The 15828-nt window shown below is 41.1% G+C and carries 12 protein-coding genes; 3 read left to right on the top strand and 9 right to left on the bottom strand.

Going from position 1 to position 15828, the window contains the following annotated elements; genetic code table 11:
* Nucleotides 1-433 precede the first annotated feature (433 nt).
* The 7 genes from BM390_RS12775 to metE all read right to left on the bottom strand — a co-directional run bounded on the left by BM390_RS12775 (nt 434) and on the right by metE (nt 11625).
* On the bottom strand, nt 434-1357 hold the full coding sequence (locus BM390_RS12775) for a cation diffusion facilitator family transporter (protein ID WP_231631439.1): 924 nt from the start codon (nt 1355-1357) through the stop codon (nt 434-436).
* A 62-nt stretch (nt 1358-1419) separates the two neighbouring features.
* Complete coding sequence (locus BM390_RS12770; RefSeq protein WP_089855259.1) at nt 1420-2268, bottom strand: DUF72 domain-containing protein; 849 nt, start codon at nt 2266-2268, stop codon at nt 1420-1422.
* A 221-nt stretch (nt 2269-2489) separates the two neighbouring features.
* Nucleotides 2490-5879 (bottom strand): glycoside hydrolase family 2 TIM barrel-domain containing protein, encoded by a 3390-nt coding sequence (locus BM390_RS12765; protein WP_089855256.1) that lies wholly within the window; start codon nt 5877-5879, stop codon nt 2490-2492.
* A 162-nt stretch (nt 5880-6041) separates the two neighbouring features.
* Nucleotides 6042-6443, bottom strand: coding sequence for a cupin domain-containing protein (locus tag BM390_RS12760; RefSeq protein ID WP_062321295.1), 402 nt, complete (start codon nt 6441-6443; stop codon nt 6042-6044).
* 125 nt (nt 6444-6568) lie between these two features.
* Nucleotides 6569-8167: a xylulokinase gene (locus tag BM390_RS12755; RefSeq protein WP_089855253.1), complete on the bottom strand. Its 1599-nt coding sequence runs from the start codon at nt 8165-8167 to the stop codon at nt 6569-6571.
* Between the two features lie 319 nt (nt 8168-8486).
* Entirely contained in the window at nt 8487-9353 is an 867-nt protein-coding gene (gene metF, locus BM390_RS12750; RefSeq protein ID WP_062321297.1) for a methylenetetrahydrofolate reductase [NAD(P)H], read from the bottom strand.
* Entirely contained in the window at nt 9340-11625 is a 2286-nt protein-coding gene (gene metE / locus BM390_RS12745; protein WP_089855250.1) for a 5-methyltetrahydropteroyltriglutamate--homocysteine S-methyltransferase, read from the bottom strand. The genes metF and metE overlap by 14 nt, the downstream gene beginning before the upstream one ends.
* A gap of 207 nt (nt 11626-11832) precedes the next feature.
* Between metE and BM390_RS12740 the strand changes: the two genes are divergently transcribed.
* Both BM390_RS12740 and BM390_RS12735 read left to right on the top strand, forming a co-directional pair.
* Nucleotides 11833-12999: an MFS transporter gene (locus tag BM390_RS12740; protein ID WP_089855249.1), complete on the top strand. Its 1167-nt coding sequence runs from the start codon at nt 11833-11835 to the stop codon at nt 12997-12999.
* 82 nt (nt 13000-13081) lie between these two features.
* Nucleotides 13082-13705 (top strand): flavodoxin family protein, encoded by a 624-nt coding sequence (locus BM390_RS12735; RefSeq protein WP_089855248.1) that lies wholly within the window; start codon nt 13082-13084, stop codon nt 13703-13705.
* A gap of 107 nt (nt 13706-13812) precedes the next feature.
* Here the strand turns inward: BM390_RS12735 and BM390_RS12730 are convergent, their stop codons facing one another.
* Both BM390_RS12730 and BM390_RS12725 read right to left on the bottom strand, forming a co-directional pair.
* Nucleotides 13813-14025 carry a copper ion binding protein gene (locus BM390_RS12730; protein ID WP_089855247.1) on the bottom strand — a complete coding sequence of 71 codons (213 nt, stop codon included), beginning with the start codon at nt 14023-14025 and terminating at the stop codon, nt 13813-13815.
* A gap of 98 nt (nt 14026-14123) precedes the next feature.
* Nucleotides 14124-14567 carry a CopY/TcrY family copper transport repressor gene (locus tag BM390_RS12725; RefSeq protein ID WP_089855243.1) on the bottom strand — a complete coding sequence of 148 codons (444 nt, stop codon included), beginning with the start codon at nt 14565-14567 and terminating at the stop codon, nt 14124-14126.
* 215 nt (nt 14568-14782) lie between these two features.
* Between BM390_RS12725 and BM390_RS12720 the strand changes: the two genes are divergently transcribed.
* The gene (locus BM390_RS12720) at nt 14783-15748 is read left to right on the top strand and encodes a tocopherol cyclase family protein (protein WP_062321305.1); all 966 of its coding nucleotides are present in this window, start codon (nt 14783-14785) and stop codon (nt 15746-15748) included.
* Nucleotides 15749-15828: the final 80 nt, after the last annotated feature.

The following is a 15828-nucleotide window of genomic DNA, read 5'->3' as shown; positions in this document are numbered from 1 at the left end:
CGTGATTTTTTACTTACCTCACGGTAAATGTGGTCAATATCAATGACCGAAATAATAGCGTCATATCGTTGGGTAGGTTCCATTGCATATAATTCTTTAATGCTAAATAAACTCTCTTGTCGTATAATAGGCATAGGGAGTTCTCCTCCAGTCTTTTGGTTTAGTTTGTTTACTTACCATTATACAAGACTTGGGGAGGTACTTCCTTTTTTATGCTTCAAAACCATTGGGCTGCAAGGCCTCAGAATTATGAAATTCATTCAATGAAGTCCTTGAATAATTTTAAATGCTGTTTTGGCCATATGCGCTCCAAGCGGAGCGCTTTTCGCTCTGCAAAAAATTGAGAAAAAATATAAAAAGCGGCATCTCATATTTTTGTATGAAATGCCGCTTTTATCTAGTTATTTAGAATTTTGTCCCTGGCTCTTCAGTCTTACTCACAATCACTTGCCTCACAGAATTCTTTTTCAAATTCTAACTCTAACGTGACGTGATCAATTTCATGATCATTGAGCCATTGTCTGACCCGACTTTTTTCTTCGATTAATTCATCCGTCGTTAAATCATCTTTAACTTCTAAATGTAATGATAACATTGTTTTCTCCCCATCCAGTGACCAAAGGTGTAAATGGTGGGTATGAACGTTGAGTTCTTCCTCAAGCGCCTGTTTAAGCTCGCTCTTTGACACACCTGACGGTGTTTTTTGTAAGAAGATCCCGACGATTTCTTTTAAGTTACCGACGACATTATATAAAATATATAACGTTAGACCGAGTGACAGTAGTGGATCGATAATAGGCCAATCAACAAACATTAAGACGATACTCGCAGCTAACACTACGACCCAGCCTAAAATATCTTCCATCAAGTGCCAGGTGACAACTTTTTCGTTCATTGAGCTACCTTTTTTTAGTCTCAACACCGCTAAACCATTCATCACGATACCTAGAATCGATAGCAGCAACATTCCACTTGCTTCAACGGGTTCGGGATTCAATATTCTTGGAATCACATGGTATAAAATAATCGTTGACCCGACAATCAATACCATACTATTGATGAAAGCCGCTAATAAAGAAAAGCGCGCATAACCAAAGGTAAATGTCTCATCTGGTTTTTTTCCTGATACTTTTTCTAAAAACCATGCGATGCCTAGGGATAACGAGTCACCTAAGTCGTGCAGAGCGTCGGCTAAAATGGCCATACTATTTGTCATTAAGCCCCCGATAATTTCAATGATGGTAAAACTGAGATTGAGGAAAAATGCGATTTTAATATTACCTGTCTCGTGACCATGATCGTGATGGTGGTGATGTCCCATAATGCTTCTTCCTTTCTTTTCATAACGTTTTAACATGCCTACGTATCATTATATTATTTGCTCTGTTTGCTATGTCGATAGAAATAACAGACACTTCATTAAAATAAAGATAATTGAGATGGCAAGAGCCCTTCTTCTTTAATGTTTAATAGCCGCTTTAACTCAGCCGCATTATCATTAGCGTCCTTACCTGAATTATTATTAAAGATCACATACACATTTTTCACTTCCGCTTGTTTCGTTAAGATCAGATCTTTAAATGCTGTTAATTCCTCGGTGTTGTAGCGATACAAATACCTCACCTCGCGCCAATTCGTCTCTCTGTCCTTAGGTCGATACCAGCCGGCTCTATTTCTACCGTGAAGCCGGATAAACAACGTCTCATTGACAACATCTGAAACAAACGGAACTGAGCCGTCACCGATTTGCGGTTCATCCGCCGCCGTATGAATAAAAGCTAACTCCCTTAACAGCTGTAGCATCTCTCTCTTTACTTTTTCGTCATACCACGTCCGGTTACGAAACTCAATCGCTACTGGGATCTCTTTCATCTCTTGACGCACATACTTCAAATAGAGAAGATGATCTTTCCGGTAATCAAACCATGGCGGAAATTGAAACAACACAAAGGCTAACTTTTTATGTTCAATATATGGCGAAAGCGCCTCTCGAAACGCTTGAAACATCTCACTTTTTGATGCGTAACGCTCATCGTCTTTCACATGCCCTGTCATGCCGCGATACGCTTTTACGATAAACTTAAAATTTTCCGGTGTCGTCTTGACCCATTTTTCTATTTGTGTCAGACGCGGAATCGCATAATAGGTGCTATCTATTTCAACGAGTAAATAATGGCTCGCATAATCAGCAAGGCGTTCGCTCGGTTTTGTTTCTGGTAAATAAAGCTGTGGATGATCACCAAAGCTTGATAGACCAATATGTATCATACTTCTCACCTTCTTACTGATGACTTTACCATTCAAACAATCGTTTGATTAATTACATTCTAATACACATTTGAATGTTCGTCAATCTTATTCTTTTCCCTTATCTTTTCCCATGAAAAAGCACGCAAAAACCTGTACCGGTCTTTACGCGCTTTTTTATAAAGTATTCATCCATCTCTTTCTATTTATAGTCTTGACTATTTTAGATTTTGACATAGCGCCTATTTTCTCGTGAGCTTAAATGAAGCAAAATCAAACTGTGAACCAGGAAGAAAAATAAAGGTCACGGATTGTTTGCCATATACAGACTCAAGTTCAAACACTTTTTCAGTTAGCGTGTCTGTCTCAGTAAATTCAATAAGCTGATTCATTTCCACTTCACCGTCAGAAAAACGCACATGAACGGTATTTTTATCAATCGGCGAGTGACCGTTGATGACTAACCTGTTCGCACCCGCTTCGCCAAAATCAAAGTCGTTGAATGTAAGTGAGACATTATTGCCAATCTGACTGATTTTATCTTCTTCTAGCGTATAATGATCACCATAAAGTGTATCAACCGTTGTCACGTCAACGGTTCGATTGGCTCGGTTAAATGGCTCAAATTGAAAACCTTTGACATGCATTTTATTAGCTGTTTCAATATACAACGATTGAATATTCGTCAGGCGTTTATTTAAACGATATGTTTCTGATTGATAGACATTCCAGATGGACGGTTTTTGATACGTATCATCGAGTAATAACGTTGCCCCTTCATCTGGATGACAATCCCAAATCTTTAACGTATAGACATCATCATTTAAAGTAAAAATCGGTAACGTTACTGTATCAGCGCCACGATCTTTAAAATCCAAATCATGAAAACCAACGAGACATCTCTCATCATTGCTTGTCGCAAATCCTCGATCATTCCCACTTCCCACATCCCCTGTTGCGTCGTCATATAAACTGCCGGCAATAAATTGATACGGATCTTTATAAAATTGACCAAGGCCTGTTGCAGTAAAATCCAACTCTGAAATAAGACGCACAGCATTTGTATGATCTTTACTCATCGCCCGTAGCCTAAAGTTTCCGTCTCCTTTAGCGGTAACCCTCACACCTTGTGGCGTTTCTTCAACAGCGCCGCGGGTCGTTTCTGCTCCTTCATCGGTCACAATTTTATAAGCGATAGCTTTATCTGTCGCGTACTCTGGCGACAATGTGACAGACACATCAACCGATGGTTGTGCATGCGTCAACTGATGGATACCGTGACTATCGAGCGTGATCTTTCTGACCGTCACTTCATCTCTTTTTCCCGTCACAATCATCTGATCACTATTTTCTGCCACAACACCAATTGTTTGATCCCGTGGACACATAACGTCAATCGTTTCTGTCGCTTTAGTTAAACCAATGGATGAGACGTTAATCATGACTTTTCCACGCGTCTGTTTTGGTTGTATGATTGCCATTAACTTTCCACTAAAGAGACGCTTCGACTTTCCTTTATAGGTATCATAGTCGGTACTGTCACCATTATCTAGCCCAACCAGTCGGCCAGCACCTGAGACATCAACATAGATACGATTTGTCGCGTTCTTCACTTCACGCCCGAACTCATCAAGCGCTTTAATCGTCACAAATACAAGATCTTCGCTATGGGTGAGAGTCTGTTTATTTGTCTCAATCACAAGCAAAACCGGGTCGTTAAAACTCTGTTGATTATCCGTCGCGATGACGTGACCTGTTTCATCATAAGCCACCGCTTTTAATTCACCGGGTTCATAACGCACCTGATAGGTCGGTACAAGCACTGTCCCATGTTGGTGATCAATGGCTTTTTGACCGAGTGATTCACCGTTTATAAACAGTTCTACTCGCGGTGCATTCGACGCTACCCGCACATCAATCAGTTGACCGGGATTAAAATCCCAATAAGGAAAAATATGAACTATCGGATTGGTTTTTACATCCATCCATCCGGCTTGATAAATGTAATAACTATCTTTCTTAAAGGTAGCTGTATCGAGTTGGCCAAAATACGCATTCTTCGTATGATACGGGGTTGGTTCTCCAATGTAATCAAACCCGGTCCAAAGAAACTGGCCAACGGAATACGGTGTGTCTCGTTCAGCGATGATACACGCTTCAGGAGATTTCGCCCCCCAACTTGTCGTACTATTTCCTAAAGCGGAACACTGTTGATCATCATCAGATAAAATATTGGTATCATACGGAAAATGATAAATGCCCCGGCTTTGCACGACAGACGCTGTTTCACTCCCGTAAATAATCCAATCGGGATACTTTTTATGGTGTTGATCGTAATATTTTTCTGCATAATTATAGCCAGCCACTTTCACCACATCTGCACAGGCCTTTGCATGTTCCCACGGCATATAATTAGACCCAATTGTCACACGGGCATTGCCTTTTGGGTCATATGTTTCCACTAAAGCTCTTAACATTTCCGTAAGCTCTACCCCGCGGTTTGACGCATGCGTATCATATATTTCATTCCCAATACTCCACATCACGACCGATGGGTGATTCCGGTCGCGCTTAATCCAGCTAGCGACATCACGATGAACCCAGTCGTTAAAGAATCGGCCATAGTCATAAGGTGTTTTTGTCCGCTCCCACATATCAAAGGCTTCTGATACAACGTAAAAACCCATCTCATCACATAAGTCCATCAGGCCTTTTGCCGGCATATTGTGTGCTGTTCTAATACCGTTAACGCCCATGTCTTTCAATAACTCAAGACGGTAACGCATCGCTTCTTTATTAAAGGCCGCACCTAAAGCCCCGAGGTCATGGTGTTCACACGTGCCGTTAATTTTTACTTGTTGACCATTTACTATAAACCCGCGATTCGGCTCTAATTGAAACGTTCTAAAACCGATGCGCTCACGGTAACGCTCCAGTACAACTTGTTGATCTGTCAACAATTCCGTGGTTAGGGTGTATAGCGCTGGATCACGATGCGACCATTCTTTTGGTGAGAGAACCGTAAGCGTTTGGGATGTTGTCCCTGTTGATTGGTCTGTCGCTTCAATAACGGACGCTTCACCATGCCCGGTTAATGTACATCTGACGGTAACAGGATGCGTGGTTTCAATCGTCGTATCAATCGTCAATTGATAATCGTTACCGTTTTTTTCTGTCGTGACATAAGTACCATCCGTTTCAATAAAGGCTGTCCCTCTCACTTTTAAATAAACATCCCGGTATATCCCAGCACCAGAATACCAGCGACTATTAGGCGCTTGATGCGTCACCTTTAATAGCAGGTTATTATCTCCTTCAACTAAAAAGTCCGTCATGTCAAACTCAAAACTTGAGTAACCGTATTTCCATTCCCCTACTAACTTGTCATTAACATAGAGCATACTGTCCATATAGACGCCTTCAAAATACAACGCGTAACTTTTCGATAAGTCCGTGATGGTCAGTGTCTTCTGATACCAACCGATACTATCTTCATATAAGGCTTGACTGTTATAAATCAACCAATCGTGCGGAATGTCTACTGGTTTGAAATGTTCTTGTGTAACTGTTGTGGTATGTAGTGGTGTTTTTTGAAACGACCAATCGTGATTAAATAATAATGTCTGGTTCATTTTATTGTTTATCCTTTCTCTCAATGTTTTATTGTCATACATCATCACTCTAACTTTATCAGAAAGCGCTCACATGAAAAACCAGATAAAGTAGTGTAAAAACACCCTGTTTTAATGACGTTAAAAACGCAACAAGACCATTGTCTCGTTGCGCACAGTGACTCACTCTGGCTGTTGTTGGATTAACTGCGGTGGATGGTGTGGCGGTGCATAAAGGGTATAGAGTTTAAGCGGGGTATTATTTAAGTTCTTAATGTAATGGGCATAGCCTTTTGGGATCAGTAAGACGTCATCTTCTTCTAGCATCCATTGTTGATTTAACTGTTGCTCATTTGGCCCAACGATAGCCCAAGCCCGGCCCTGTTCTACTCGAATAAATTGGTCTTCTGCCTCATGTCGTTCTACCGGAATATCACCCATAGGTGGGATGCTCATGACGACGAGCTGTAACTCATCCCCTGTCCAGATGACTCGCCGATAAGCATTGTTTTGCTTAGTGAGCGTTTCAATATTCGTCACATAAGGGACAGCATTTTGGCGCGGGAAGCGATTAAACGGATACATATAAAACCTCCTCTTTTTCTCTTGCTACCTCTAACGTATGCGCCAATAAGGTAAGCCGTGCCTAACTTAAAGCGAAAAAAACAGACAGATCACTATAACAGCTGATCTGTCTAAAGAAACGTGTATTATTTAAGATGATCAACGGCTGCCCGTTCAATCGGTAAACCTTGTTTATATCGCGTCATAAACTGTTCAAACCCTAAAACATCGTCTTGGTTTGGATGAATCGTGTCCGCTTCCGCTTGATTAAAGACATGGACATTGAGGAAGTGATCCAATGTTTGCCCTTCTTCTTTTTGAAGCATAAAGGAGGCAAGTACCGCAATCCCCCAAGCTCCACCTTCACCAGCTGTTTCCATTACGGAGACGGGTGTATTTAAAGCTGCGGCCATCATCGATTGGCCCACGCCCTTTGTTTTAAATAAGCCACCATGACCAAGCATCTCATCAAGCGCGACGTGTTCTTCTTTTAGTAAGAGATCCATACCAATCTTCATCGCTCCAAGCGATGAATAGAGGTGGGTACGCATAAAGTTACTTAAGTTAAACTTCGCATCGGTACCACGGACAAAGAGAGGGCGCCCTTCTTCGAAGTGTGTCATATGTTCACCCGATAGGTAGCCGTAACTGAGTAGACCGCCACCATCTTTATCACCTGAAAGTGCTGCTTCATATAGCGTTTGATATAACGTATCCATATCAACAGCCATCCCCATTGTCTCTTGGAATTCTTTAAACAAGTTCACCCAAGCGTTTAAGTCAGACGTACAGTTATTTGAGTGCGCCATCGCCACGAGATTTCCAGTTGGTGTGGTGACTAAATCAATTTCCGTATAGACTTTTGATAATTCTTTTTCTAACACCACCATCGCAAACACAGACGTACCTGCTGAGACGTTACCTGTTCTCACCTTGACACTGTTTGTCGCCACCATGCCCGTACCCGCATCACCTTCTGGTGGACAAAGTAATGAGCCGCTTGTTAAGTCACCCGATGGATCAAGTAATAAACAACCCGCTTCCGTTAACGCCCCTGCTGATTCACCTGCCACTTTTACTTCAGGTAAAATCGCGCGTAAATCGATCACTACACCTCTATCGCTCGCAAGCTTTTCAAATGTATCCACCATTTTTTGTTGGTATGACTTTGTTTCTAAATCGATTGGGAAAACACCTGACGCCTCACCAACACCTAAAATCTTTTCACCGGTTAACTTCTCGTGCACATAACCCGCTAACGTCGTTAACGTATGAATATCTTTCACGTGTGATTCCCCGTTTAAGATTGCTTGATATAAATGCGCAATCGTCCAGCGCTGTGGAATTTGATAGTTAAACGCTTCCGTTAACGCACTGGCTGCTTCTTCTTGACGATTATTTCGCCACGTCCGAAACGGTACTAACCAGTTACCTTCTTTATCTAGCGCAATATAGCCGTGCATCATGGCACTGAATCCTAACGCACCAATTTTTTTAAGCGTGACACCATACTGATTTTGAACATCTTCTTTCAACTTCAGATACGCTTGTTTAAGCCCTTCCCAAATCGATTGTTCACTATATGTCCAGTAACCCTCTACCAATTGATTTTCCCAATCGAATGCACCACTGGCAATCGGCTGGTTATTCTCCGCAATGAGTACCGCTTTAATACGCGTAGATCCGAGCTCAATCCCTAAGACTGTTTGGCCTTGTTCAATCATTTGTTTCATATCATACATCATAAACCCTCCATTGACTTAATCATTTTAGACTTAAAAGATAACGTTTACATAAATACACCTATTCTTATAAGTTGACCTTATGATTCTCTTATTAAATCATACCATGATTAACTTGTAAGTCCAAGTTAAAATTATAAAAGACATATACTTTTTAAAATTAATTGCTTATAAAATAAGGATTTATCATTAAGTTATTGTTAAAATAAAATTAAAATAATCAATAAATTAAAAGGTACGTACAAAAATTAATAAAATTAAAAGCCCCATATTTTAAATACAACTTTTACTCCATCAAAAAAAAAGAGAGGCAGACCTCTCTTTATGATGCAATCAACAATTGATTGACCGCTTGATAAATTCTATGGGCAATATAGGGGTTATTCATCGTATAAAGGTGAATACCATCTGCCCCTTGAGTAATCAAATCAACAATCTGATCAATCGCATAAGCAATCCCCGCATCACGCATCGCTTCTGGATGATATTCATAACGCTCCATCATTTTCAGGAATTTTTTCGGTACGTTAACCCCACACATTTTAACCATTTTTTCGATTTGGCGTTTATTCACAACTGGCATAATGCCCGCTTGAATCGGCACATCGATCCCAATCAGTTCGGTGCGTTCCTTGAAGGTGTAGAAGTAATCATTATCAAAAAACAATTGCGAAATCAGTTGATCACAGCCGCTGTCGACTTTTTCTTTTAAATGCCGAACATCATCAAGTATAGACACAGATTCAATATGGCCTTCTGGATAACAGGCGCCAATGATGTTAAAGTCACCTTCCGATTTAATATATTCGATGAGATCACTCGCATAATGAAAATCTTTTTTCTCTTTGTGCTCTGTGATGTCATCTCCACGTAAAGCAAGAATATTATCAATCCCTAATTGTTTAAAACGGGTGAGCAAGGCTTGCACGTCTCTTTTTGTGAATTGACTAGAAGGTAAGTGCGCCACACTTTCCACGCCATACGTGTGTTTTACCGTTGAGGCAATATCTAACGTGCGCTGGTTATTCTTTGTGCCAAGGGCGCCGAAGGTGACACTAATGAAGTCCGGCGCCAGTTCTTTTAAGGCATTGACCGTTTGATAAATAGCCGCTAAATTTTCCGTCTGTTTAGGTGGAAAAATTTCAAAAGATAACACCTTTTTATGCTGAAATAGCTCAGACGTTTTCATAAACAATCGCCTCTTTTACCGTCCGAGTGGCAGATACTAAATGTTTGAGGCTTTGATCGACTTCTGCTTCTTTCCGCGTTTTCAAACCACAATCTGGATTGATCCAAACATTTTCAATCGGTAAAACAGACAGAATGTATTCGATGGTCGTTTTTAGCTCAGGTACTGATGGGATACGTGGTGAGTGGATATCATACACACCTGGTCCGACTGCCATCTTAAAATCAACGGCTTTAAGGGTTTGAAGTAGCTCTAAGTTCGAACGCGAGGACTCAAAGGTGATGACATCCGCATCCATCGCATCTATATCGTGAATAATATCGGTGAACGCACTATAGCACATATGGGTATGGATTTGTGTCTCCGGTTTGACTTTCGCATGGGTCAATCTAAAGAGCGGAATGGCCCAGTCTAAGTACTTCGCATGCCAATCGGTTTGTCTTAGCGGTAATTTTTCACGTAACGCCGCTTCATCGATTTGAATAATACCGATACCGGCTTCTTCTAAATCTAATACTTCCTCACGAATAGCTAAGGCGATTTGAGCGACTGTCGCTTTAACCGGTAAGTCCTCACGCGGGAACGACCAATTCAAAATCGTGATTGGCCCTGTCAACATCCCTTTAACGGGACGATGCGTAAGGCTTTGAGCATACGTCGCATAATCAACAGTCATCGGCGCACGTCTTGACACATCGCCCCATACAATCGGTGGTTTCACACAACGCGTGCCGTAAGACTGTACCCACGCATGTGAAGTGAAAATAAAGCCATTTAGTTGCTCCCCAAAATACTCGACCATATCATTGCGTTCATATTCTCCGTGCACCAACACATCGAGTCCTAGCGCTTCTTGCCATTTGATACACGCCTTTACTTTATCTTTATTAAAACGGTGATAGGCGTCGGCTGTTTTTTCTCCTGCCTTAAAGGCACGTCGATTGTCTTTCACATCAGCCGTTTGCGGAAACGACCCGATTGTCGTTGTTGGGAGAAGGGGTAACTTTAGCCGTTCTTGTTGGCGTTTCTTTCGCTCATGCAGTGACGGCGAGCGCTCAAAGTCTCGATCCGTTAAACGCGCCACGCGTTCTCTTACATGTTGGTCGACTTCTGTTCGTGCGTTTTCAAATAATTGTTGATTATTTATAAAATACTCATCAGCGGCAACATCCGTTACGTCTACTAACTGACTTAATTCATGTAATTCCGTCAGCTTTTCTTCCGCAAAACTAAAATGTCGCACATGCTCAGCCGATAAATGTCTCTCGCTTTTCACTGTATACGGCACATGAAGTAGTGACGATGATGACGATAAGACAATCTCACCAACGTGTGGCTTGATTTGGTTGATGATCTCTAGTGATTGCTGATAATTGTTGCGCCAAATATTCTTCCCATTAACAAGGCCTAAAAAAAGAACTTTTGATTGATCAAAACCATACGTTTTAATAAGTTCTATATTATAGACACCTTCAATGACGTCAAGACCGATCGCGTCAAACGGTAAAGATTGTAATGTTTGATACACATCACGCACATCACCAAAGTACGTTTGAATCTGGACGTTGACGTGTTGTTTATGACGTAAAATCTCTTCATATAATCGAGTAAATAGCTTTTGGTCTTCTTCTGTTAAATCATAGACCAATGCAGGTTCATCGATTTGAATCCATTCTGTTCCTAATGTATCAAATTGATGCAGCAGTTGTTGATAAGCTTTTATCAGCGGTTGAACAAATGCGTCTTTGTTCAACCCTTCCTGATAACTCGCCAGCTGTAAGAAAGTAAACGGGCCAATGAGGACGGGTTTTGTTTCAATTCCAAGTACTTTTGCTTCTTTGTATTCATCGAATGGTTTAGTGCCGACGAGTTTTATCTGTTCAGGGTCTGATAACTCAGGAACAAGATAATGGTAGTTCGTGTTAAACCATTTTTTCATCGGTAAGGCATGGACATCCTTATCCCCTTGTTGATAACCTCTTGCCATCGCAAACATGACATCAAGCGGTGATAAGTTCAGTGCACGATAACGTTTTGGAATTGCATTTAACAGGACCGCAGTATCAAGGACTTGGTCGTAAAAAGAAAAGTCATTTGACGGGATATAATCGACCTTTGCATCTCGCTCTTTTTCCCAATGTTTTTGTCGTAAGTCCTTTCCTACTTGTTTTAATTCCTCCGCTGTTTTCTCTTTTCTAAAATAAGCCTCGGTCTGAAATTTCAACTCACGGTTTGTACCGATACGCGGGTAACCAATAATCGCACTTTTCATATTAAAACGCCTCCTCTAATTAAGTTAACGTTACTATAGCACGCCCAGACGCTTGGTAAGTAATGGTTATTTTCGATAGTGTGTTATAGCGTGACCCTATAACACAATCAACCTAAATCAAATCAGTCATTTTCTTAGCTTTTTCTTATTTAATCGCTTACAATAATGAGAAGCATTGAAACTATTTAACAACTAAAGGAGTCACTTATGTACACATTATTACTCGTCATTATTTACATAGCGTTTATCAGCCTGGGTCTCCCTGATTCACTACTTGGCTCGGCTTGGCCCGTGATGCATCGGTCACTGGATGTGCCTATTTCTTATGCCGGTATGATTACGGTTGTCATTTCCATCGGAACGATTGTATCTAGTTTACTCTCAGATCGCTTAACAAAAAAATTCGGTACCGGTCTTGTAACGCTCGTGAGTGTGATGTTAACGGCCGTCGCCTTATTTGGATTTAGCTTTAGTCAGTCATTCATCATGTTGCTCGTCTTTTCTATTCCGTATGGGATTGGTGCCGGGGCCGTTGATGCTGCGCTTAATAACTATGTCGCGCTCCACTATGCCTCACGACATATGAACTGGCTTCATAGCTTTTGGGGTGTGGGGGCGTCGGTTAGTCCATATATTATGAGTTATTTTTTAACTGGCGGGCGAGCGTATACCGAAGGGTATTTCTTCGTCTCCTTGCTACAAATCGGTTTAACTTTTATTTTATTTATGAGTTTACCGTTATGGAAACAATCAAGACGCGTATCAGCAGCTGATGAGCATTACGAACCCATCGCCCTTAAAGACACGTTAAAGATCAAAGGGGTCAAGTTTGTCCTCATCACCTTTTTCGGTTACTGCGCGATTGAAAGTACCGCTGGACTTTGGGCGAGTAGTTACTTGGTTGAACACCGCGGGGTACCAGCAAATATCGCCGCTCAGTTTGCGTCTTACTTTTTTATCGGTATTACAGCAGGCCGGTTCCTGGCGGGGTTCATCTCTGATGTTGTCGGCGATAAGCGGATGATTCGTTACGGGTCCTTGATTATTCTCTTAGGTATTAGCCTATTTATGTTTGAGTACCGTTCACATTCGATGTATATGATCAGTTTAATCATTATTGGTCTCGGGTGCGCGCCGATTTATCCAGCGATTATTCATTCAACACCGGTCAACTTCCCTAAGCGCTATTCGCAAAGTATTATCGGGATTCAGATGGCCAGTGCTTATCTCGGGACAACGGTTATGCCACCGCTCTTTGGGTTCATCGTGAGTGTGTCTACTATCGGCCTCTTCCCCGTCTACTTACTTGTCTTAACTGGGTTTATGCTGTTTTTCTCTGAAAAACTCAACCAGACACTAAAGCTAACAGCTTAATACGTTAACGACCATCGTACGTTTAACGCTGATTGCTAAGTGGAACATGTATACTGACAGACAAAAAGGAGGAACGGTCCACATGACAGACATTCATGTTTTGTTTCTAAACGCTTCGTTAAAAGATAGTTCAGAACCGTCGCACACACAAGGATTATATGAAAGAGCACGGAAGCTTTATGAACAAGAAGGGGCACAAACTGAAAGCATACGCCTAGCCGATTACGACATCCATTACGGTGTCACCGGAGATGAAGGAGACGGTGATGAGTGGCCACAGCTATTAGAGAGAGTAAAGCAAGCTGATATTGTCTTAATCGGTACTCCGCTTTGGCTGGGCGAAAAAAGCAGTCTCGCCACACAAGCCATTGAACGGTTATACGGCACGAGCGGCGATACAAACGACAAAGGCCAAGCAATCTATTACAACAAAGTTGGCGGTGTTGTGATTACCGGTAATGAGGACGGCGCAAAACATGCCGCCGCTTCCATTCTTTACGGGCTTAGTCATATCGGTTTTGTCATTCCACCAAACGTCGATACTTACTGGGTCGGAGAGGCAGGACCAGGCCCATCCTATATGGATGGCGCGGCAAGTGAGAATGCCTTTACGAATAAACATATCGATATGCTTGTTTATAATACCTTGTATTTTGCTAAGCTGTTAAAAGACCACCCGATTCCTGCGAAAGGCAATACGTTATAAAGTTATAGCCGAGTTATCGGTTAAAAGAAGACAAAAAAATAAGCGAGGCGTCAGTCAGTGACCTAACGCCTCGCTTATTTTTCTATCGTTTTATTTAACCAGTTGGCTTATTTGGGTGTGGCGGTGTAGCCTGCTGTTTTAATATTTTCAATTAACTGATTAGCGGTAACGGCTGATTCGTCGTATTTCACTTTAGCTTCACCTTTTTTTAAGTTTACTTTCACTTTCTCTACACCTGCTTGATCTGTGAGGGCTGATTCTACTTTACCTACACAGTGCATACAATTCATACCGGCTACTTCAAAGATTGTTTTTGTCATCTTGTTTTCCTCCTTAGATTTCATTCATTCTATTAGAAATACTAACTTCTCTCACCCTATATCCATTGAATGATACGATCATCACTTGTGTTAAATCGTTATCTGTGATGATGACACTGACACTGGCCTTTCATACAATTACATGGCACCGTATCATAGGCTACTGCTTCTTTTTGAATCAGTTTTTCTTTTAATAAAGCAACGTCATCATGACTCAACATCGCCTCGTCAATCAACACGCCGATCGTTTTACCAATATCTTTACTACAAATGTTGTGAAAAAATTGATCCAGAGTTTCATTGACCAACGTATCTTCCTTAATATCAGTTGAGTAAAGAAATTTCCGTCCATCTTTTCTTGTTTTTAACGCGCCTTTTTTTACAAGGCGACCGATTAATGTTTTAATCGTTGGTTCTTTCCACCCGCGTTTATCCGTTAAAACATCGATAATAACTTGAGAAGGCACTTCTGTTTGGGCCCAGACGACGCGCATTACTTCCCATTCCGCATTGGTAATGTCTTTATCCATTTCAATTGTCATTGTATCACCACTTCCGTTTACAAGTGTAATCTTTAATTATAGTGTACAAGCGATTGCTCGTTCTGTCAAGATAAAGACACACTTTATCCCTTGGGGATAAGGGTTATGTTGTTATTCATCTGTTACTCATAAGATTAAAACAGCTTTCCTTGCTAAAAATTGTTATAATGGATAAAAGCTATCAATTAAAACCATCGTTTGAAAGGATGACGCATATGATTAACCGACATACTCACCCTGAAATCTTTCAAGGGCAGTTAAAACATCAGCACTATTTTGAAGGTTGGTATTTTAAGCATACATCGACATCATCAAATCAAAGTATCGCTTTTATTCCGGGTATCAGTTTAAATCCTGATGACAGCCATGCTTTTATTCAGGTGATCCAGTCTCACCCGGTGAGAACATATTATTTCACTTATCCACTTGATACTTTTCATACAACGGATGTTCCTTTTTCCGTGACGATTGGTGATTCTTTCTTTAGCTTAACCGAAACGCGCATTGATATAAATGATGACACCTATCATTTTAAAGGACAATTTCTTTATGACACTATCATACCCATCAACCGATCACTATTGACCCCTAACATTATGGGGTTTTTCAGCTATATCCCAAAGATGGCCTGTAAACACGGGGTCATCAGTATGCATCACCATGTGAACGGGACATTAACTGATGCTGGCGGGCATACCTTAACATTTAAACAGGATCACGGCTATATCGAAAAAGACTGGGGGCATTCGTTCCCTGAAAAATACATTTGGTCGCAAGCCAATCACTTTCCTACAAAACAAGCGAGCTTAATGGTGAGTGTCGCAACGATTCCGTTATTAAAAACGTCTTTTATCGGGCATTTATGTCATCTTCACCTTGATGGGAAGGACTATCGCTTCGCGACTTATAACGGCAGTAAAATTACGCAGCTGAAAATCACCGACCAGCATCTATTCTTAATCTTGACTAAAAACCAATGGCGGCTAGAAATAAATGCCTGGCTTGATGATGCGAAAGAATTAAAAGCACCACTCAATGGTGCCATGACCGACACCATCAAAGAAGGCTTAGGTGGCAAGCTTGACTTTAAACTCTACCACCACAACCAATTAATCCATGCGGATTCAAGTCCATATGCCGGTATAGAAGTTGTTAAAATGGCCAATATTAATGTTGATTAAACACCTAACATATCATCTCTTTTTTAACAAAAAAACCATGTAATTCTTTGACAAATGTTTTTGTTTCCTTCACACTAAAT

This window comes from Halolactibacillus miurensis, from assembly GCF_900116255.1.
In the GTDB taxonomy this organism is placed as follows: domain Bacteria; phylum Bacillota; class Bacilli; order Bacillales; family Amphibacillaceae; genus Halolactibacillus; species Halolactibacillus miurensis.
The sequence above is the reverse complement of the archived record's forward strand: the minus strand, read 5'-3'. Positions and strand labels throughout refer to the sequence as shown.